At 66.7% G+C, this 21,391-nt stretch carries 15 protein-coding genes; 7 read left to right on the top strand and 8 right to left on the bottom strand.

Annotation, left to right across the window (positions count from 1 at the left end; genetic code table 11):
- Positions 1-41: 41 nt before the first annotated feature.
- The gene (locus SPHI_RS07110) at positions 42-830 is read left to right on the top strand and encodes a DUF1206 domain-containing protein (protein ID WP_076744213.1); all 789 of its coding nucleotides are present in this window, start codon (positions 42-44) and stop codon (positions 828-830) included.
- 131 nt (positions 831-961) lie between these two features.
- On the opposite strand, the gene dacB is transcribed toward SPHI_RS07110, so the two are convergent.
- From dacB to SPHI_RS07075, 7 genes are all read right to left on the bottom strand, one after another.
- A complete protein-coding gene (dacB, locus tag SPHI_RS07105) occupies positions 962-2,374 on the bottom strand; it encodes a D-alanyl-D-alanine carboxypeptidase/D-alanyl-D-alanine endopeptidase (RefSeq protein WP_233130773.1) in 1,413 nt (470 codons plus the stop codon).
- Between the two features lie 2 nt (positions 2,375-2,376).
- Positions 2,377-3,261, bottom strand: coding sequence for a LysR family transcriptional regulator (locus tag SPHI_RS07100; RefSeq protein WP_076744211.1), 885 nt, complete (start codon positions 3,259-3,261; stop codon positions 2,377-2,379).
- A gap of 129 nt (positions 3,262-3,390) precedes the next feature.
- The gene (locus SPHI_RS07095) at positions 3,391-4,638 is read right to left on the bottom strand and encodes a dicarboxylate/amino acid:cation symporter (protein ID WP_076744210.1); all 1,248 of its coding nucleotides are present in this window, start codon (positions 4,636-4,638) and stop codon (positions 3,391-3,393) included.
- The gene (dgcA, locus tag SPHI_RS07090) at positions 4,635-5,627 is read right to left on the bottom strand and encodes an N-acetyl-D-Glu racemase DgcA (RefSeq protein ID WP_076744378.1); all 993 of its coding nucleotides are present in this window, start codon (positions 5,625-5,627) and stop codon (positions 4,635-4,637) included. Before dgcA ends, SPHI_RS07095 begins: the two co-directional genes overlap by 4 nt.
- Positions 5,585-6,631 (bottom strand): N-acetyltransferase DgcN, encoded by a 1,047-nt coding sequence (dgcN, locus tag SPHI_RS07085; protein ID WP_076744377.1) that lies wholly within the window; start codon positions 6,629-6,631, stop codon positions 5,585-5,587. The genes dgcA and dgcN overlap by 43 nt, the downstream gene beginning before the upstream one ends.
- A gap of 70 nt (positions 6,632-6,701) precedes the next feature.
- Entirely contained in the window at positions 6,702-8,279 is a 1,578-nt protein-coding gene (locus tag SPHI_RS07080) for an N-acyl-D-amino-acid deacylase family protein (protein ID WP_076744209.1), read from the bottom strand.
- A complete protein-coding gene (locus SPHI_RS07075; RefSeq protein ID WP_076744208.1) occupies positions 8,276-10,609 on the bottom strand; it encodes a penicillin acylase family protein in 2,334 nt (777 codons plus the stop codon). The genes SPHI_RS07080 and SPHI_RS07075 overlap by 4 nt, the downstream gene beginning before the upstream one ends.
- 270 nt (positions 10,610-10,879) lie before the next feature.
- Here SPHI_RS07075 and SPHI_RS07070 point away from each other — a divergent pair, with 270 nt between their 5' ends.
- A complete protein-coding gene (locus SPHI_RS07070; protein WP_233130771.1) occupies positions 10,880-13,909 on the top strand; it encodes a TonB-dependent receptor domain-containing protein in 3,030 nt (1,009 codons plus the stop codon).
- Between the two features lie 109 nt (positions 13,910-14,018).
- Here the strand turns inward: SPHI_RS07070 and SPHI_RS15405 are convergent, their stop codons facing one another.
- Complete coding sequence (locus tag SPHI_RS15405; RefSeq protein WP_083719880.1) at positions 14,019-14,717, bottom strand: CatB-related O-acetyltransferase; 699 nt, start codon at positions 14,715-14,717, stop codon at positions 14,019-14,021.
- A gap of 128 nt (positions 14,718-14,845) precedes the next feature.
- On the opposite strand from SPHI_RS15405, the gene SPHI_RS07060 reads away from it, so the two are divergent.
- From SPHI_RS07060 to SPHI_RS07040, 5 genes are all read left to right on the top strand, one after another.
- Positions 14,846-15,985 carry a right-handed parallel beta-helix repeat-containing protein gene (locus SPHI_RS07060; RefSeq protein ID WP_076744206.1) on the top strand — a complete coding sequence of 380 codons (1,140 nt, stop codon included), beginning with the start codon at positions 14,846-14,848 and terminating at the stop codon, positions 15,983-15,985.
- Between the two features lies 1 nt (position 15,986).
- On the top strand, positions 15,987-17,021 hold the full coding sequence (locus tag SPHI_RS07055) for a nodulation protein NodZ (protein ID WP_083719878.1): 1,035 nt from the start codon (positions 15,987-15,989) through the stop codon (positions 17,019-17,021).
- A gap of 101 nt (positions 17,022-17,122) precedes the next feature.
- Complete coding sequence (locus tag SPHI_RS07050; RefSeq protein WP_076744205.1) at positions 17,123-18,478, top strand: O-antigen ligase family protein; 1,356 nt, start codon at positions 17,123-17,125, stop codon at positions 18,476-18,478.
- 33 nt (positions 18,479-18,511) lie between these two features.
- The gene (locus tag SPHI_RS07045) at positions 18,512-19,930 is read left to right on the top strand and encodes an oligosaccharide flippase family protein (protein WP_076744204.1); all 1,419 of its coding nucleotides are present in this window, start codon (positions 18,512-18,514) and stop codon (positions 19,928-19,930) included.
- A gap of 113 nt (positions 19,931-20,043) precedes the next feature.
- Positions 20,044-21,360 carry an AAA family ATPase gene (locus tag SPHI_RS07040; protein ID WP_076744203.1) on the top strand — a complete coding sequence of 439 codons (1,317 nt, stop codon included), beginning with the start codon at positions 20,044-20,046 and terminating at the stop codon, positions 21,358-21,360.
- Positions 21,361-21,391 lie beyond the last annotated feature (31 nt).

Here is a 21,391-nt window from a genome sequence, read left to right as displayed (position 1 = left end):
TCCCCCGCCAGCCTTTTGCCCGTGAAGCATCAGGAGGCGGCATGAACAGGGTCACGCAACTCGAAACGTTCGCGCGGATCGGCTATCTCGCGCGCGGCATCGTGTACATCATGCTCGGCTATCTCACGCTCGCGACCGGGCGGTCGGAGGGCACCTCCACCGTTCTCGACGATCTGCGCGGCCTGCCCGGCGGCGACGTGATCCTCGGCGTCACCGCGCTCGGCCTGTTCGGCTATGCGGTGTTCAAGCTCTACAGCGCCGCGCTCGATCTCGAAAGCGACGGCACCGATGCCAAGGGCGCTGGCAAGCGTATCGGCCATGCCGCCAGCGGCATCGTCCATCTTGTGCTTTGCTATCTTGCGGTGCGGATCATCATGGGTGACGGCAGCGGCGGCGGTAGCGGCGGCCCGGGCGAGACGGCGCGTTCGCTGCCCGGCGGCGCGGTGCTGCTCGTCATCGTCGGCATCGGCCTCGCGCTCGCCGCGATCGAACAAGCGATCCAGGCCGCCACCGCGAAGTTCATGGCGCTGCTCGCCGCCGGCACCCCGCCCTTCGCTGAAGCGGTCGGCCGGATCGGCTATGCTGCGCGTGCAGTGGTGTTCGCGATCCTCGCCTGGCAGGTGCTGCGCGCCGGCCTTGGCGACAATCAGGGCGAATTGAGCTTCGAAGCCGCGCTCGGCACGCTGCGCGACACTGGGTGGGGCTTCACCGCCGTCGCTGCGGGCCTGCTGGTCTTCGGCATCTTCAGCCTCATCATGGCTCGTTACCGCACGATCCGGAACGAGGACATGCTCCAGCGCGCCAAGGCCGGTGCGATGCGGCTGCGTTGAGCACGACCGGCCTCTCGTCCGCTTGCCACAGTCCAATCCGTTCGTGCTGAGCCTGTCGAAGCACGTGACCAAACCGCCCAGCGATGGAGCACGCCCTTCGACAAACTCGGGGCGAACGGAGGAGAGCGTGGCTAGTTCGCCGCCGCGACCGCCACCAGCGCCGCATCGATCGCCGCTGTCGCGCTGACGTCTCCGGGCATATCGTTGGCATAAGCCGCGAAGGTGAACGTCCGCCCGCTCGCCGCGGTGAAATATCCCGCCAGCGCATTGGCCGCATTGAGGCTCCCCGTCTTGGCAAACAGCCGACCCTGCAGCGCCGTGCCCTTGAAGCGGTTGCGCAACGTCCCGTCCGTGCCCGCCACCGGGAAGGTTTCCCGCCACGCCGTACCCCAGGGCTGTCCCGCACCCCAGCGCAGCAGCCTCACCGTCCCGCGCGGCGTCACGCGATTGTAGTTCGACATCCCTGATCCGTCGGCAAAATCATAATGCCACCGCGCCAGCCCCGCGCGATCGAGCACGCCCGCGACTGCCGCCTGCCCGTCCGCCACCGACCCGCTGCCCTCAACAAGCCCGACGCGCCGCAGAAGCAGCTCGGTATGCAGATTCTGGCTCACCTTGTTGGTATGCACCAGATCCTCAGCCAGCGCCGGCGGGGTCAGCCGCGCGAGCATCGGCACCGCCGGCGGGCGCGCGGCCGGCGCCGCCCCCCGCGCTTCCGGATCATCGCCCGGCATCAGCGCGCGGTGCCGTACGCCGACCTCGCCCGTCACCCGAACCCCCGCCGCGCGCAGCATCTCTGCCAGCCGCCACGCCGCGCGGTGCGCCGGATCGTCGATCCCGACCCGCAGTTCATAAGGCGCCGCATCCGCCGGGATCGTGCCGGTGAGCCGCAACACCTCGCTCCCCGGCGTGCGCGCATAGCCGATCGAGCGCTTGCCCCCAGCCGGGACCGTCACCACGCGATTGTCCACCCGGAAGTACCCGTCGCCCGCCACCGCAGGCGCCTCACCGACTCCGCCGGGCCGCACCGTCAGCGCCACCTCATTGTCGTCGATCGTCAGCGCCGAGATCGCCGTCCCGTATTTGCCGACCATGTTGTTCCAGCTCATGCCCGCCGGCCAGCGCTCGTCGGGAAACAGGGTGTCATCGCCGATCACGTCGCCCACCACGCGGGTCTCGCGCGCCACCGCCGCGGCCAGTTCAGCGAGGCAATCGCTGGCACAATCCGCCGCGCTCGACAGCCTTGCGTCACCCCCGCCGACCAGCACCACGTTGCGCCCTTCCAGCCGCACGCCTGCCCCGCCGGCGGCATCCGGCGCTGCCGTCTCAAGCAGCGCAAACGCTGCGGCCGTCGTATAGAGCTTGGTGTTCGACGCCGGGACGAATCGCTCGTCGGGGCGGATCGCCACCACCTCGCGGCCGGCATCGTCCACCACCACCAGCCCGATACGCGTCCCCTCCGCCGCGCGCGCGACCGCTTCGGCAACGGGCGCAGGCACCGCCGGTACATCGGCGGCGGCGGCAAGCAACGGCAGCAGGACCATTATCATTCCGCTTCGATCTCCTCGCGCAACACGGTCAGGAATTCGCTCGCCAGCGCCGAGGGCGGCCGGTCAAGCAGATGGATCGCATGCAGGTCGAACGCCAGTGAGGGCTTCAGCGGCCGCATGGCCAGCCCCGGTGCCAGCCACGCCTCGGCGGTGAAACTGTCCACCACGGCAATCCCCACACCGGCGCGCACCAAGGCCGCACCGATATAGAAGGTCCGCGCCGCCGCCACTTCGTCGAGCTCGATGCCGAGCCGGTCGAGCTCCTCCGACAAGAGCGTCCCCATCGGGCCGCTCCCGGCGAGCGAGATGAACGGCCGCCCCGCCAGGTCCGCCAGCTCCAGCCGCGCCGGCGCATCGGGCATCTCCGCCTCACGATATAGCGCCACCAGCTCGCCCTCGCCCAGCCAGGTCGAGCTCAGCGCCGCGCCGCGCGGCGGCTCGCTGGCGATGGCGATGTCCGCCTCGCGCTCATACAGCTTGCGCAGCAGATCGTCGTGGTGAACGGTCTGAAGATCGAAGTGCACGCCCGGACGCTTCTGCAGAAAGCGCGACACCGCCGCCGGCAGCACCCCCAGCGCCAGGCTCGGCAGCGCCGAGATACGCAGCTGCCCGCCTGAGCCCGAGCGCATGTTGCGCCCCGCCTCACGCAGCGCGCGCACCCGCTCCTGGATTTCGGCGACGTCGGCGAACAGGTTGTGCGCATCTTCGGTCGGGACCAGCCGCCCGCCAATGCGCTGGAACAGGTCGAAGCCGAGCAGCGTCTCGGCATGGCGCAACGTCTTCGACACCGATGGCTGCGACACGTTGAGCGCCCGCGCCGCGGCGGAGACAGAGCCGTTGACGTATACGGCGTGGAAGATCTCGATATGGCGCAGGTTCACGCGGCTGGTCCTAGCGCTTCCACCCAAGCCTCGTCACCCCGGCCTTGAGCCGAGGTCCCGCTGCCTGGCCCCGCCGCCGGAAGACGAAGCGGTAACCCGGATCAAGTCCGGGGTGACGGTAAGCAGGCATCATTCCACCGCGCGCCCACGAAATCGCGCCACATCCAGCGCCCCCTCCCCGCGCGCCACCAGCGTCGCCACCGTCAAATTCGCCGACGCCGACGGCACCGTGCGCGTCATGTCCAGCAACCGGTCGAACGGCAGCACCAGCCCGACCACCAGCGCGGTCTGCTCTGGCCCGACCCCCACCGCCGACAGCATCGCCGCCAGCATGAACAGCGACGCCGACGGCACCGGCGCCGTCCCGAATGCCGCCAGCGCGCCGGTAGCGAGCATCACCACCAGCATCTGCGCATCAGGCACGATCCCCAGCGCCTGCAACGCAAACTGCCCAAGCAGCCCCACGTACATCGCCGTCCCATCCTTGCCGATCGCCGCCCCCAGCGGCAGCACGGTCGAGGCGACCGGCCGCGCGACGCCCAGATTGTCCTGCGCCACCCGCAACGCCACCGGCAACGTCGCCGACGAAGAAGCGGTGGAGAAAGCGATCGCCAGCGCATCCACGATCCCGCGGAAGAACCGCATCACCGGCAGCCGTGCGACGAACCCGATCAGCCCGGCATGCACCAGCATCTGCGCCAGCGACGCTCCGATCACGCAGAGCGCCAGCCAGCCGACATGGACGAACACCGCCGCGCCATTCGCCGCCACCGCATTGGCGATCAGCGCGAACACGCCGAATGGCGTCACCTCCATCACCAGCCGCACGATATGCAGCAGCACCGCCGCCAGCCCCTGAAGCAGTGCGACCACAGGCTTGCCCGCTTCCCCCGCCAGCACGCTGCCGATCCCCAGCAGCAATGCGACAAAGATGATCGCCAGCATGTCACCCTTGCCCAGCGCCTCGACGATATTGGCCGGCACGATCGACAAGAGCTGATCCGCCGGGGACACGGCGGGCCCCAGCACATGCGGGGCCACCCCGGCGAGCGCGATGCCCGCCCCCGGCCGTACCAGCAATCCCACCACCATTCCGATGGACACCGCGATCAGCGTGGTCAGCGCGAACAGCCCGATCGTCCGCCCGCCGATCGGCCCCAGCCGCCGCGGATCGCCAAGCCCGGCGATCCCCGCGGCAATGGTGATCAACACTACCGGCACGACCAGCATCTTGATCAGCCGCACGAACAGGTCGCCGACGATCTTCACCGCGGGCGCCGCCTCCGGTGCGACAAGGCCGAGCAACGCGCCGAGCACCAGCCCGGCCACCACCCGCTTCCACAAGGCAATCGCAAACCACCCGCGCAGGATGGTCACGCCAGCGTTCCCCAAAACCCCGGCGCCGGCGGATGCATCCAGCCGCCCTCGTCACGCACGCCGCCAGCGCGATCTTCGGCCAGCCACAGCGGCCCGTCGAGATCGACGAACGACGCGCGCTCCGCCACCAGCATCGCCGGCGCGATCCCCAGCGACGAACTCACCATGCACCCCACCATCAGCCCAAACCCCATCCCCACGGCTGCATCCGCGAGCGCCAGGGCTTCGGTCAGCCCGCCGGTCTTGTCGAGCTTGATGTTGACGTAATCATATCGGCCGCGCAGCCGCGGCAGGTCCGCGCGCGTGTGCAACGCCTCGTCCGCGCAGATCGGGACGCGGCTAGCCAGCCCCTCCAGCCCCGCATCGTCTTCCGCCGGCACCGGCTGTTCGAGAAGGTCGACGCGGTAGGAAAGGAGCATGTCCTGCCACCGCGCCACGTCCTCGACCCGCCAGCTCTCATTGGCATCGACGATCATCCGCGGCCCCGGCGCGGCGGCGCGCACGGCGGCAAGCTGCGCGTCGCCTTCCTCACGGTTCACCTTCACCTTGAGCAGCGGCACGGCCGCATGGCGCGCTGCCACCGCCGCCATTGCGTCCGGCGTGTCGATGCCGATCGTGATCGCCGAGGCGAGCCGCTCGGGCACCGCGCGCATCGCCAGCGCCGCCACGCTGGTGTGAGCGATCCGCGCCTCCAGGTCCCACAATGCACAGTCGAGCGCATTGCGCGCCGCCCCCGCGGGCATCACAGCGGCAAGCTCCGCGCGGGATGCGCCGCCCTCGATCAGCGCACGCATCGCTTCGATCGCGGCGAGGGAGCCTTCCACCGTCTCGCCATAGCGCGGGTACGGCACGCCCTCACCGCGCCCGACGTGATCGCCCTGCCGCACCGTGACGGTGACGACATCGGCGATCGTCTTCACCCCCCGCGAGATGCGGAAGGGCGTGCTTAGCGGGAAGCCGTCATGGCGGGCGTCGAGGCTGCGGCGCATTCACCCTCCAGAAGGTTGTCGATGATGGGGTCGGCGCCGAAGCGGAACGGATCGGTGCACGGCAGGCCATGTTCCGCCGCGGTTACCTCGAGCAGCCGGCGCGCCTCATCCTCGCCAAGCTTGGCGGTGTTGAGCGCGATGCCGACGAAGCGCACCTCGGGGCTGGTCAGCCGCGCGACCCGCAGATTCGCCTCGATACACTCCGCCAGGCCCACCAGCGGATAATGCGGCAGGCCGCGCATGTGCGGGCGCGCGGGATCGTGGCACATCACCAGCGCCTTTGCCTGCGCGCCGTGCAGCAGCCCGGTGGAGACACCCGCGAATGCCGGGTGGAACAGCGATCCCTGCCCCTCGATCAGATCCCAGCCGTCATCGTCGCGCGCCGGCGTCAGCGCCTCGATCGCCCCCGCGATGAAGTCGGCCACCACTGCGTCGAGCGGCACGCCCTCCCCGGCGATCAGGATGCCGGTCTGCCCGGTGGCGCGGAAATCGGCCGCGACGCCGCGCGCCCGCAAGGCATCACGGAGTCCCAGCGTCGCGTACATCTTGCCGACCGAGCAATCGGTACCGACCGTCAGCAGCCGGTTGCCCGCGCGCTTCTTGCCATTGCCCACCGGTAGCCCCGGCGCGGGATCGCGCACATCGAACAATTGCACGCCGGCCGCCTTCGCGGCCTCCACCAGCCGCGGCTCGTCCTTCAGCCGTTGGTGCAGCCCGCAAGCGAGGTTCATGCCGCTCGCGATCGCCGCCAGCGCATCGTCCAGCATCCACTCGGGAAAGCGCCCGCCGGCATTGGCGATGCCAAGCACCAAAGTCTTCGCGCCAGCCGCGGCACCCGCAGCGGCATCCATCCGCGGCAGGTCGAAGCTGAACGCGCAATCGTCGTGCCGCCACTCGCCGACGCAATCCTCGCGCCGAAAGGTGGCGAGCCCGCGTGAGGTCTTGAGGCCGAACTCGTCGTCCGAATGACCGAGGTACAGCAAATAAGGGGCCGGTATCGTCATGATCACCATCGATAAGGGGGAGCCGCGCCGCGCCGCCAATCGTGCTCGCGCCGCTGCCTATAACGCCCGTCTATTGGCACCCAGCTGGCTTAGGCCGCAGCAAGGCGCGCCCCGCGGCCACGCCCGTTGTCGCTCCGTCCTTCAGCGCCAGGTTGCCGTTGACGAACAACGCGGTGACGCCCACGCTAGGCTCGCGCGGGCGAATATAGTCGGCGTGGGGCGCATAACCTTCGGGATCGAACACCACGACATCGGCGAAGGCCCCCGCCTTGAGATATCCGCGATCCTTGATCCGGTACATGTCCGCGGTCCGGCCGGTCGAGCGGCGGATGAACTCGCCCATCGTGATCACTGGCCGCTTGCGGACATAATCCTGATAAAGCTTCGGAAATGTCGCATATTGCCGCGGATGGCCGTTCGATCCGTCGGATGACGTGACGACCCACGGCTGCTTCATGATCAGGTCGACGTCGCCTCCCGCCATGTTGAAGCTGGCGACCGCCGCCCCGGCCGGATCGGTCCCTGCCTTGTTGGGCACGCGCAGGATGCGGATCGCCGCGTCGATCGGATCGAGCTTCCATGTCGCCGCCATCTGCGTCAGCGTCCTGCCGGTCCAAGGCTGCCCTTGCGCAATCAGCAGCAGCGATTCCGCCCCGCCGCGTCGCCGTAAATTCTCGCGCATCTCGCCCCGGATCTTCGCCATGGCCGCGGGATCGTCAAACCGCGCGATCATCGCCTTATAGCCGCCGTCCACAGCCCAGCCCGGCACCAGCGAAGCATCGACGCTCGAACCCGAGGCAAGCCACGGATATTGATCCGCCGTCACGTCCACACCCGACGCCCGAGCGTCCGCAATCGTTCGGATCAGGTCCGGCGCCTTGCCGTGCAGGTCCACGCCCAGCGCTTTCAGGTGCGCAAAGTGCACGGGAGCGCCCGCTTTTCGGCCGATCTCGATCGCCTCCTTGGTCGATGCAATCAGCCCGATGCTGTAGTTGGATTCGTCGCGCTGGTGGCTGTCGTACATGCCCCCGCGCTTCCCCGCCTCGGCAGCAACGGCGGCAACCTCATCGGTCTTGGCGAAGCTCTGCGGCGGATAGAACAGTCCCGCGGAAAGCCCGTAAGCCCCCTCGCACATCCCCTTGGCAACAAGGCGTTTTTCCTCCCCCAGCTCGGCCGCAGTTGGCGCTCTATCCGCCTTCCCCAGCACCCGCTGCCGCACCGCGCCGAAGCCGACGAACGGCACCACATTGGTCCCGATCCCACTCGCCTCCAGCTTGCGCGCGTCCGCGCCCACGTCGGGCGTGCCATAGCCGTCCACCCCGATAACGATGGTCGACACCCCCTGCGCCAGCCAAGGCAGGTTGAGTCGCACCCCGGCATCGTCCGACCGGATGTAGCTGTCAGGATGCGTATGCGCGTCGATGAACCCCGGCGCGACGATCTTGCCCTTGGCATCAACCACTTGCCGCGCCATGGTCCCGCGGGTCGGCCCGACATAGACGATCCGGTCGCCTGCGATCTCCACGTCGCCAACCACCGCCGATGCATCGGCGCCGGAGTAGATCGTTCCGCCGCGGATGATGACATCAGCCGCTGGCGGGCTGGCCGCACCGACCGCTAGCAGCGCAAGGACTGAAAACCGCCTCATCGCCGCAATCCTTTTGGCGTCAGCGTGACGCGCGACAGCGCCGCCGCATCCACGGCGGCCCGGCTGAATGTCATCGGCAACATGTCACCGTTGATCCACGGCGCATATTGGTCGCGGTAATGTGGGGAGCTCGGCTCGTTCGACTGCCCCGGCAAGTTGAGCATCACCGATCGATCCCAATCCCCAACATCGATCACCTGAAGGTAGCTCGCGCCGCCGCCGGTTCGCCAGCTCGGTCCATTGCCCAGCCAGCGCGCGTTGACGGTATAGCTGTCGCCACCCGAGCCTTCGCCCTCGATCGGCGGAAAAGCGGCGGCGATCGCCGGGATGCTCGATAGCGGATGCGCGATCCTCACCTGGTGCAGCGTGCCCCAGCGCCACGCCGCCGGATCGGGGCCCATCAGCCGCTGCGCTTCCGACCAGCCGCTGGCGAGCGCCGCGTCCACCATCGCCGGTCGGCTCGCCGCGCGCCGCAGCAGTTCGGAGGGCGCGATCTCATCGACCAGATCGCGCGCCTGCTCGGGCACGATCGCCTCCAGCATCCGCTTGCCGAGATCGCGCCACACGATCTCGTACAAGGCGGCCGCCCCGCTGCCGGCATCGAGCCGCGCGTTCCAGCCGCCCAGCATCCGCGCCGCCGCCGTCGCACCCGCCGACGGCTGCTTGGGCAACAGCGCCAGGAATTGCTTCGCCGGCGTCGACAGAACATCGTGCTGCAAGGCCACGCTGTCCGCGACGGTGTGCTTGGGCTGAGACGCCAGCACTTCTGCCACCCGCTCGTAGCGATAGGGATCACGGAAGGAGAAGGCCGGGATGCGATCGCGCGGCCAGCCCTCGGGCAGGTTGTTCTGGTTGGCGGAGGCGAACCAGCCCTTCTTGGGATTATACTCGCTCGGCAGCGCGCGGAAATCGCGATAGCCGTTCCAGTCGTACCGCCCGTCGCCCGGCACCGGCATCAGCCCGTCGCCCTTCTTCCGCTGCGGCACGAAGCCGATCACCTGCCAACCGTGATTGCCGTCGACGTCGGCGTAGTGGAAGTTGGTTGGCGAGGGGTGCAGCTTGAACGCTTCCTTCAGCCCGTTCCAGTCGCGCGCCAGGTTGATCGCGACCATCGAGAAGGATCCGAACCCGCCCGGCTGCATCCCGATCGAGCCGAGCACCGTCGCCCGCCGCTTGGCCGGATCGTGCGAAATCACCGGCCCCTGCACGGCATAGCGCAGCACCGCGCGGTGCGGCGCCCCATCCTTGACCGGGATCGACACCTCGTGCCGTTCGAACCGCTTCCATCCGCCGCCATGGCGATAGCGCTCGGGATCCGCCGGATCGAGTTCCAGTACGAACAAATCCTGCTGATCAATGTGGAAGTTCGTGCGGCCGAAGGCGAAGCGGTCGGTATGCCCCTGCATGATCCCGGCCAGGCCGGGCGCGCCGCCGCCGATCACGTCGAGCCCCGGCGCGGTCAGGTGCGCCACGTGCCGTGGGCCGAAGCCGCCGATCCCCAGGTGCGGATCGTTGGCCAGGATCGGCCGTCCCGTCGCGGTGCGGCTGCCCGCCACGGTCCAGGCGTTGGAGCCGGCCTGGGTGCGATCGAGCCGTTCGTCGGGTTCAAGCGTCGGCGTCCCCGGCCCGAACGGCAACCGTCCGATGTTCAACACACCAAGATCCGCCACCGATACCGCAGCGGCATCCAGCCCCTCTGGCACCGCAAGCCTCCAGGCCGGTCGCAACGGTGCCACCACCGCATCGAGCTCCAACAGCCCCAGCCCGGCCAACCGCGCCCGCCGAATCTCATCATCGACATTGCCGATGCCGCCGCCGCGCGCGAGCACCAGTTCGCGCACGTCCCAACGTAGCGGCATCACGCCCAGGATGCGGTATTCGAGCGGCAGCAACGACGGGTCACGCTCCACTTCGGCGATCCGCGCATTGATCCCGGCAACATAGGCCTCGACACACGCGCGCACCTCGCGCGGCACCCGCGCCAGCTCCGCCTCCAGATCACCACGATAGTGGAACAGCCGCGCCGTGGCGTCATGCTTCGCGAAGTCGGCGCCGAACACCTCCGCCATCCGGCCGAGTTCGCGACGGTGCGCAAGATCGATCTGGAACAGCCGGTCGCGAGCCACGACATAGCCCTGTCCGAAGAACGCATCTGCCTTCGTCTGCGCGCGGATGTGCGGCACGCCCCAGCGATCGTCGATGATTTCGATCGACGCGGATAAACCAGACACGCTGGCCATACGCGGGGCGGGTGCGGACTGACCGTCGCATGCGACCGAGAACAGCGATGTCGCCGCCGAGCCGAGGAGGAACAGGCGCCGGTTGAGCATCGCTTTCCTTTCGTGATCAAGCGGCACGAAGCTAACGCGGCGATCACTGCCGCGTCCATGGCAAGCAGGGCCCGCTGTATAGAATGCGGTTATGCCGCCGCGCGCTGGCCGCCCCATATGCGCGGTCTATGGATCAACAAACAAAGGTACGTCGATCGGCCCTTGACGCCTTAGCCGAGGTGCCGGAACCTCCACCACTGACAGCGATCTGCGACAACAGCATGACGCCTGCAGGTAGGTTCAGAAATTCCAGGTTTCGGGGGACGGCACATGCGTAGGGTTTTCTTGTCTCGGGCGATGATCGGCGGAACAGGTCTCGCCGCGCTCGCGGCCGGGCTGGCGGCACCCGCGATGGCTCAAACGCAGCCGTCCAGCACGGCAACGGCGCAGATCGGTGATCCGGCGCCCGGCACCGGTAACGAAACCGATGGTGCAGACGTGATCGTCACCGGCACCCGCATCGTGCGCGACGGCTTCCAGGCGCCGACGCCAATCACCGTGCTGACGCAGGAGGAAATCCAGAATTCCTCGCCGTCGAACAACATCGCGGACTTTGTTAACCAGATGCCCGCACTCGCCGGCTCGACGCGCCCGGGCAACTCACGCCTCAACCTGTCGAGCGGACAGGCCGGGATCAACGCGCTGAACCTGCGCAACCTGGGTGAAACGCGCACGCTGGTGCTGCTCGACGGCCGTCGCTCGGTCGCCTCCACCGTTACCGGCCTGGTTGACGTCAACACCATCCCGCAGGCGCTGGTGAAGAGCGTCGAGGTGGTCACCGGCGGCGCCTCGTCCGCCTATGGCTCCGACGCTGTCGCCGGTGTGGTCAACTTCGTGCTCGATAAAAAGTACACCGGGCTCAAGGTCGCGATCGACAGCGGCATCACCGACAAGGGCGACGGCGCCAATTACTCGTTCAGCGTTACGGGCGGTCTCGAATGGGGCAGCGAGGGCCGCGGCCACCTGTTGCTCAATGCCGAACTGGCGCATCGTGACGGCATTTTCCGGGTCGACCGCGACTGGAATGCGACCGGCTATGTCCGCATCCAGAATCCGAACTGGTCGGCGAACAGCACCGAGCCGCAGTATCTGATCCGGCGCCAGGTTGGTGCTGCAAACTCCACGCCGGGGGGCCTTATCACTGCGTCGGCCGGCACAAGGACGAACCAGCTGCGCGGCACCTATTTCGGATACCTCGGCGCGGTGAACCAATATCAGTACGGCCAGCTCACCTTCCCTTCGCCGACCGGCTCCGCAGCGCCCACGCTGACGCAGGGCGGCGACTGGCGGATCAACGATTCCGGCCGTCGCATCGGCCTGGATCCCGAGGACGATCGCCGCGGCGTCTTTGCGCGCGCCAGCTACGAGATCGCCGACGACATCGAAGTGTTCGCCGAAGGATCGTACAACTGGCAGGAAGTGCTCTTCAACGCCGGACCGAACCTCGCAACTGGTATCGGGTTCAACGCGAACGGATGCACCACCGTGCCGGTGCCCGTTAGCTGCAACGCCTTCCTCTACAACACGTTAGGCCCCGCCGCGCTCACCGGCGTTACCGGCGTCACCGTTGCGACGACGGCAGCAGACCTGCCGTTCCGTGCCGCCAACAACAAACGCGAGGTGCAGCGCTACGCGATCGGTGCAGAGGGCAGCGCCGAAGTGTTCGGCAAGGACGCCACCTGGAATATCTACGGCCAATATGGCCGCGCGGACCTGCGCGAGCAGTTGCGCGACATCATGAACATCACCCGCATGAACAATGCCACCGCTGCGGCCTTTGCCCCGGCTGGCAGCGGCTACGCGGCGGGGTCGATCCAGTGCCTCATCAACGTTGATGCCAGTCCGAACAACAATGATCCCAATTGCGTGCCGCTCAACCGTCTTGGCGTAGGCGTCGCCAACTCGGCGGCGATCAACTATGTCCTCGGTGATCCGTATCGCGACGAGGTAGTCGAACAATATAACGCCGGGCTCAACGTGTCGGTGACGCCGTTCCGTACCTGGGCGGGCGACGTCAGCGTTGCCGTCGGCGCAGAATATCGCGAGGAGAAAATTCGCGGCTTCGTGCCCGGCGAGTTCCAGCCGACGCCAACGACCAATGCGGCCGGCCTGCCAACCACGTCCAATGCCTGGTCGGTCGGCAATTACTTGCCCACCAACGGCAGCTACAATGTAAAGGAAGCCTATCTCGAGACGGTCGTCCCGCTCGGCTTCGGGCTGGAATTCAACGGCGCGGTTCGCGCGACGGATTATTCCACGGCGGGCTATGTCACCACGTGGAAGGCCGGCGCCACCTGGCAGCCGATCGACGACATCCGTTTCCGCGTGACTCGATCGCGCGACGTTCGCGCGCCGAACCTCAACGAACTGTATCAGGGTGGCTCGGCGAATAGTGATTCGGTCCGCAATCCCGCCTATACCGCGAACGGGGCCAACGGCCCCGCCACCTTCGGCTATTCGGGCTTTGTCACTGGCAACCCCAACCTCAGGGTGGAAAAATCAGACTCGTGGAACGCGGGCGTCGTACTGACTCCCCGCTTCGTGCCGGGCTTCGCGCTCTCGGTCGATTATTTCAACATCGACATCGAGGACGGGATCACGACGTTCAGTGCCCAGAACATCATGGATCTCTGCTTCCTGAACAACACGCAATTCTGCAACGCGATCTCGGACGATCCGAACCGCTCGGTGCCCGGCCAGCCGTACAAGCTGATCAGCAGCAAGCCGTTCAACGCGGCGGGGCAGAAGGTGAGCGGTGTGGACATCGACGCTTCCTACCGACTGCCGCTGGACCGTTTCTTCACGGACGCCTCCGGCGATTTCACCCTGCGCGGCGTTGCAACCCGCTACATCGAGAACGTGCTCGACAATGGCGTACCGCAAGCGGTGATCGCGGACTCGGTCGGCGTCAATGGCGGCCAGTACAGCACGCCGAAGTGGATCTACCGCTTCAGCGCCACGTACGACACGCCCGATTTTGCGATCACCGCCACCGGTCGCGGCATCAGTTCGGGCAAGTACGTCGCGACAGGTGTGGAATGCACCAGCGGTTGCCCGATCTCGACCGTCAACGCGCCGACCTATGACAACAATCGGGTCTCCGGCCTGTTCTATGCCGATCTCAACCTCACCCAGAAGGTCTCGTTCGGCGACGCGGACGCGCAGTTCTTCGTCAACGTAACGAACCTGTTCGATCGCTGGCCGCTGCTGCTGCCGGAGACCGGACTCGCCGCGAACAGCACCTATTCGGATCTGCTCGGCCGGCAGTTCCGCATTGGGCTTCGCATGCAGACGCGCTGAACCCGAACGTCCGCTGCCTTACTCCTCGTCGTCCCGAATTTGATCCGGGGTCCTGCTGTCTGTCCACCGTGGAGAAGGCAGCGGACCCCGGCTCAAGTCGGGGTGATGTTCATTTCCGGAGCGCCTCGCACCGCCCCACCAGCGCCGCCGCGCGCTCCTCCGTCATCGCCTCGAACGGCACCGCGCCCCACCCCGCCACCGCCTCCACGTCGAAGTCCCACCATCGCGATTGCGCCACCAGCGCCGCCACCGCCGGCGAGAACCGCATCCGCAACACCTTGGCCGGCACCCCGCCGACGATCGCAAAGGCTGGAACGTCGCGCGTCACCACCGCCCCCGCCGCAATCACCGCCCCATCGCCGATCGATTGGCAACCGCTGACGATTGTCACTCGATCGCCGATCCATACGTCGTTGCCGATCACCAGCGGATTGTCCTCGTCAAGCGCGATCGTATCGCGTTCGACCAGCCCCAGTCTGGCGTTGTAGAAGAACGGGTGCTGCGTCATTCGCTCGATCGGATGATCGCGCCGCCGCACGATCAATCCTTGGCCCACCGAGCACCAGCGTCCGACCCGCGTGCCAGGCGGCAACGCACCACGGCGCAGGATCGGGCCATAGGAATAGTCGCCGATCGTGACGCCGTGGCGCAATCGCAGCAACTCGCGCAATTGGCGCGAGCGCATGTCCCCGCCATCCCACCGACGCATCAAGCGCAGGAACCACTTGTGCGACCAGCCCCCGGGGTAGAGTCGCCGCAATACCTCCGCGCGCAGCGTTGCGAACACCGCCTCCCCCTTTTCGCTCATCAACCAGATGCTGACAGCCGTATCGTGCCGCCGCCCCGACGCCGCTCAAGGTTGATCCATTCCTGTGCCAACTCATGCCGATCCGGGGACATGACGGGGTAGAAAGGAGCAAACAACGGCTGGGGGCCATGCCGATCGTGTCGATCCCTTCCCTATCGTTTCTGGTAGCCGGGCTTGCCGCCGTGTTCTTCGGCGCGGGCTCCGCCGTGTCCCCACCTCCACTGGGGGCTGCGCGAGACATCTCAGTGGGCTCGACGCCGCAACTCATCGCTGCCCTGAAGCAGGCGCGCGGCGGGCAGCGCATCCTGCTCGCGCCCGGCATCTATCCGCCCTTCAGCGTGCGCGGCATCGCCCCCGCGGGGCGAGTGGAAATCGTCTCGCGCGATCCTAAACGCCGGGCGGTGATGACGGGCATGAACATGCGCGGCGGCGGAAATCTCGTATTCCGCAACCTCGTGTTCCAATCGGCGGGAACCGCGGTGCAGGAGGACTTCCTGTTCCAGGGCGTGCGCAACTTGGCATTCGTCGGGCTGATCGCCTCCGGCCGGCCGGGCAGGATCGGGTTGCAGACGGATAAGATTCTGCTGCTGCGCGAATGCACCGATGTTTCAGTGACGCGGTCCGACTTCACCAACGCGTTGATCGCCCTTTCGCTGCTCGACAGCCAAGGCGTGACCGTTACGTCCAATCATTTCCACGACTTGCGGATGGACGGCATCCGCGGTGGCGGCAATTCTTCGGTGCTGATCGCTTATAATTACATCACCGGCTTCAGCCCCCAGGGCGCCGATCATCCGGACGCGATCCAGTTCTGGACCAGCCGGCAAAAGAACGCCGCTCACGACATCACCATTCTGGGCAATGTCATCCTGCGCGGGCGAGGCAAAGCGATGCAGGGCATCTTCATCCGCGACGAGAATGGCTCGCTGCCGTATCGCAACGTGCGCATCGAGGATAATTTGGTCGCCGGCACGATGTTCAACGGCATCGCGGTGCTTTCGGAGTCGGAATCGCTGACGCTGAAGGGGAATGTCGTCTCCGCCTTTCCCGATCAGAAGAGCTGGATTCGCGTGGGCAGCAAGGCGGTGCTGGAGGGCAATAGCGCGCCAATCTATCTCGTCGGCAAGCAACGGGTACGCGCCTTGCCGAACAACCAAATCATGCCGGCGCGCGACGACGGGGGCGCCGCCGCTTTGAAACGCTGGGCGCGCGGGCGGGCGCTCGATCGCTACGCCCCCAGCCTGCGTCGCCATGTCGAGGGCGTTTGACATGGCCGGCGCTGCCGCAACGCTGCGGTCGAAGGCGGACGGGCCTGCTGTCTCGTCGGCGAAGTCGCTAGACGAGCCGCGCGTGCTGCTCATCAAGGCCAAGGGCGGCCTGGGCAATCGCATGCTTTCCGCCGTCACTGGTGTGATCCTGGCGCAGCTTGGCAATCGCACGCCCGTCATCGACTGGCGCGACGGAATGTACGTGCCGGAGGGGGTCAATCTTTATCCGCGGTTGTTTGCTGATCCCATCGGGCTGGATGCCGGATGCTTCGACCGGCATGAAGCGGTAACGCCGGCGATCTGGGCCGGGCGGCTGAATGAACAGCCTGTCAACATCATCGCACGGCATTTCCCGAAGCAGCATTCCAGCCCCTTCGTCTATCGACGCCTGTCGGTCCCGCTCTCCGGCTCGGATCCCGCGGCACCGGTGGGCGTTTTCTGGTCCTACCTGCCCAAATTGGCGCGGCTGCGCGGGCGGATGCGGGCAGATCGGCAGTTCGCAGGGCGCGATCTGGACTCGATTACGCGCGACACGCTGGACGAGTTTTTTACCCCGAACGATCGCATCCGCCGAGCGGTGGACGCACTGTTCGTCGGACGGCGACGGCCGGTGATCGGCGTCCATATCCGCTTCACCGATCGCAAGGTGCCGCTGCCGCGGATCGCGCGCGCGCTTGGCCGGCTGCGCGCGCGCCTGCCGGATAGCGATATCTTCCTGGCAACCGACAGTGCAACGGCGCAGGACCACATCACCAGCCGCTTCGATCGCGTGTTCACGATCGACAAGCATCTCGTCGCCGATGGGCAGGCGCTCCACTATGCCGGCACCACCATGGCCGATCCGCTACGAGAGGCGGAAAACGCGATGATCGACATGGTCGCGCTGGCGCGATGCGACTGGTTGATCCATTCGCGCCATTCCACCTTTTCGGTCGCCGCCAGCCTGATCGGCGGCATTCCCGCGAGGCGGCAGATCGACGTCGAGCGCTTCAACGCCAAGGTGGTCGTGAAGCGCTGGTTCCAGGCCTATGCCTGAGCGCGATCACCGCGCGATGCGCGGTCTCGTCCGTGGTGACTGACCGCATTGCCCTTGCCGGTGCCGGGCGGGGCGCGGTCGCCTCGCGGAGCGGCCGCTCCGTGCGACAGGCTCCGGTAGAGGCGCTGGCGGCGCTTCCCAAGGCTTCCGTAGCGCGCACGCCGGCGGCGGTAAAAGCAGCGATCGCAGCCTTTGTCGCGTCCCTGTTCCTGCCAACGATCTATACGCTCGGTTCGATCAACCTCTCGCCGACGTTGCTGTTGCTGATCCTAGGTTTTCCGCCGCTGCTCGGCATGTGGGCGGCCGGACGCGCCGGGCCGCGGATGGCGATCGATATGCTCGTCCTCGCCTTCGCCTTCTGGGCTGCGGGCACGCGCCTCACCCTGCTCGACTTCAATGAGGCGCTTGAGCCCGGCGGCGTGGTGCTGCTGCAAAGCGCCGGCGGCTATCTCGCCGGGCGGGTGCTGGTGCGCGATGCGGCCACGACCCGGCTTGCGTTCGGAGCGGCGATCGCCGGGATCGCGCTGATGATCCCGTTCCTGTTGTGGGAGTCGGTGACTGGCACCAAACCGCTGCTCGAGCTCGCCGGGCTGTTCGGCAAAACGCTGGCGCCAACGCAGATGGACCCGCGCTGGGGCTTTCGCCGCGCGCAGGGCATGTTCGAGCACCCCATCCTGCTCGGCATCTTCTGCGCGACTTTGGTGTCGGCAACGTTGTTCATGTTTCCCGGTGGGCGGATGCGGGCGATGCGCTGGCTCGGCGCGCCGCTCGTCGTGTTGGCGGCGATGACATCGTTCTCAACCGGCGCCTTGCTCAGCATGAACACGCAATTCGGACTGATCGCCTGGAATGCTGCGCTGCGCCGGGTGGCGAGCCGCTGGACGATCCTGATCTGGCTGGTGGTGGCGCTCTACGTCACGGCGGATCTGCTTTCCAATCGCACCCCGTTCCACCTGTTCGTGGACTATGCGACGTTCAATTCGCAAAGTTCTTACAACCGCATCCTGATCTGGCAATTCGGATCGGCTGCGGTGATGGAAAGCCCGCTGCTCGGCCACGGCACCGACGATTGGGAGCGGCCATCGTATATGAGCTCGAGCATGGACAATTTCTGGCTGGTGATCGCCTATCGTTATGGCTTGATCGGGTTCGGGCTGCTCGCGGCGGCCTTCGTGCTGACGATCATCCGGATCGGGCGGCATCATGGCGCGGATGCGGACATCAACGCGATGCGCCGCGGCGCAATCTTCGCGCTGGTCGCGACGATGATCGCGATCGTCAGCGTGCACCTTTGGAATAACAGCTACATTTGGCTGATGTTCATGCTGGGCGCGGTTGCCTGGATGACGGTGCCCGATCGCATGGCGCCGCCCGGCGGGGACAGCACCCACCCTTCCGAGGTCGCGCCGGAGAACAAAGGGCCGCGCCACGTCCGTCTGCGCCGGCTCGGCTTCTGATCGCTGCGGCATGACAGCAGGAGGCGGCGACGCATGGCGATGATCCGATCGGGCATGAGCGTCCTGATGGCCAATTGCGTCGACGTCGGCGCGGTGCTGGTGCGCAACGTCATTCTGGCGCGACTGCTGCCTGTGGAGCAATTCGGCCTGGCAGCGACGTTCGCGATCCTGATGACGATGATCGAGACGTTCCAGAACGTCGGCCTGAACCGGCTGGTGGTGCAAAACGCACGAGCGGACGACCCGCACTTCATCGCCGGGCTGCACGGGGCGCAAATCGCCGTCAGCCTGGGCGCAGCACTTCTGCTCGCGGCGCTGGCCTGTCCTTTCGCGAGCCTGATGAACACGCCTGCGCTTGCTCCCGCCTATCTGCTGATGGCGGCGATCCCGATCGTCAATGCGTTCAACAATCTGGAGACATTTCGCGTGCAGCGCGACGGGCACTTCGGGCCACAGGTCGTGCGGTCTTTGCTGTCGCAGCCGATCGGCGTCATCGCGATCCTGCCGGGCTTTTGGTGCTTCGGCGATCACCGCGCGGCGCTGGTCGCGATCGTCGCGCAGCAAGCAGCGGCAGCGGTGCTGACACATGTCGGGGCGGGCAGGCCGTATCACATTGCTTTCGACCGCGTGGTTTGGAGCCGAGTCATCCAATTCGGTTGGCCGCTGGTCGCCAACGGCCTGCTGATGTTCCTGATCTTCAACGCCGATCGGATGGTGGTGCTCAATCAATTCGGTCCGGCTGCGCTTGGCTGGTTCAGCGCGGCCGTCATGCTGACGTTGATGCCAGCCAACCTGGTCGCCAAGTCGCTCCAGACCGTCACCCTGCCCGCTCTTGCCCGCGCCCATGACGATCCGCGCGCTTTTCAAAGGATCTACCAGGCTGCCGTCAGTGCCGCGGCGTTGATCGGCGCCGCTATGGCAATGGGCATGCTGATGCTGGGGCCCCTCGTCCTTGCCGCCTTGTTCGGGGCAAAATTCGTTCCGGCGAGCGCCTTCCTTACCGCTTTGGCGTGCATGAACGCCCTTCGCCTGTTTCGCGCTGTTCCGGCGATCGCTGCCATGGCACGCGGCGACACGCGCAACCCGTTACACGCCAACATTGTCCGTGTGCTCGGTGTGCCGGCGGCGCTGGCCGCCGCTCTGGTCACCGATGCGATCGCGCCGATGATCCTCGCCGGCATCCTTGCGGAACTCGCCAGCGCCGCTCTGGCCGGCGCGCTGGCTCGTACACAGGCCAGTGGCAGCGGCGGTTACGAGCGTCGGATTCTCGGCCTGCTCACGCTCTGCCTCGCCAGCACTACGGCGGTCAGCTGGTATGGCGGCTATCTTTGGATTGTCCTGATCGTGTCGGCCGCCTTGCTTGTCCGGAAGGCTGCGGCCGTCCTCGATCCCCAGCGCGTAGCGGCGCGCTTTCCGCTCCGCTTAATTCATCGCCGATCCCGCCGCGCCTGATCGGCCCACAGATATAACCACGTCGGACCAGTCCACTTGCCGGTGCGCGCGACTGCGACCCATCACCCCTCCACGACGATCGGAAAGGCCGGATTATGCGTTGGATATCTTCCTTGTTCGCTCGGGCGGAGGAGGGGGTTGAGCAACCCGACCTAAATGCCGAGCCGTCGGGCATCGGTGAGTGGCAAGAGCCGACCCGCCGCGGTAACCCACTGCCGCGCTTCCGCGGCACTGCCGCCGATCAGTTGAGCGCTCATAGCCGGCTTCACGATCGCGAGCGGCTGCAATTGCGCAAGGCGTTCACTCCTGCCCGCCCGGTGATGGATCCGGCGATGTTCGCCGGCCGCGCCGACCTGTTGCAAACCATAATCCGCGCGATCGAGGATCAATATCTCCATGTCGTGCTGTTCGGCCCACGCGGCATCGGCAAGACGTCGACGCTCCACGTGCTGTGCGGGATCGCGCGGGAATCGCGCTATATCGTCCGCTATGTTTCCTGCGGGGAGCGGACCCGGTTCGACACCTTGTTCCGCGCCGTGCTGGCCGACATCCCGCTGCTGTTCCATCAAAAGTATGATCCAACCGCGACCGAGATCGAGGAAGGCCTGTCATTCGCCGACCTGCTCGACGATCAGCCGCTGAGCGTCGATCGGGCGAGCGACATTCTCGGCAAGGTGGCTGGCACGCGGCTGCTGATCGTGCTCGATGAGTTCGACCGCGCAAGCGACGCGGACTTTCGCCGATCGGTGGCCGAGCTGATCAAGAACCTGTCCGATCGCGGCAGCCCGGTGCAATTGGTGATCGCCGGGGTGGCGCAGAATCTAACCGAGCTGATCGAGCACGTGCCCTCTATCCGGCGCAACATCCTCGGCCTGCTGCTGCCCAACATGAGGCAGGATGAGATTGCGGAGCTGATCGGCAACGGCCAGCAGGCAAGCGGGATGACCTTTACCCCGAAGGCGCTACGGTTGGTCAGCCTGGCTGCGCTTGGCCTGCCTTATCTCGCCAGCCTGGTGGCGCAGCATGCGGGATTGGCGGCGCTGGACCGGGGCTCCACCACCATCGATCATTCGGATGTCGAGCGCGGAATGGGCCAGGTGCTCGATCACCTCAATCTGCGCATTCCGCCCGACATGCGATACCGCATGGAAAGCGCTATCGCCGGGGGGCATGAGCGCGTTCTCGGCCAGCTCGCACAAGTGGCGCTGGCCAACAGCTTCCGGCTTCCCCTGACGGAGATCGCGCGAGAGTTGGACGATGCGCCGGGCAGTTCCAGCGTACTGCGGGAACTTGAAGTGCGCTATCGTCTGGTCGCCCCGCTACCGGCAGACGCAGCGGGCGCTTATGGATTTATGGACGATGGCGTGCCGCTGTTCCTTTGGGTTCGGCTGATGCACGGACATGTTCGGGATGATGTAGGCGCAGCCTGAACGCCCCGACCGTTGAGCCTCGTGGCCTAGC

Origin of the sequence: Sphingomonas jeddahensis, from assembly GCF_001981525.1 — a bacterium.
GTDB lineage: Bacteria > Pseudomonadota > Alphaproteobacteria > Sphingomonadales > Sphingomonadaceae > Sphingomonas > Sphingomonas jeddahensis.
This window is presented reverse-complemented; position numbering and strand designations above follow the sequence as displayed.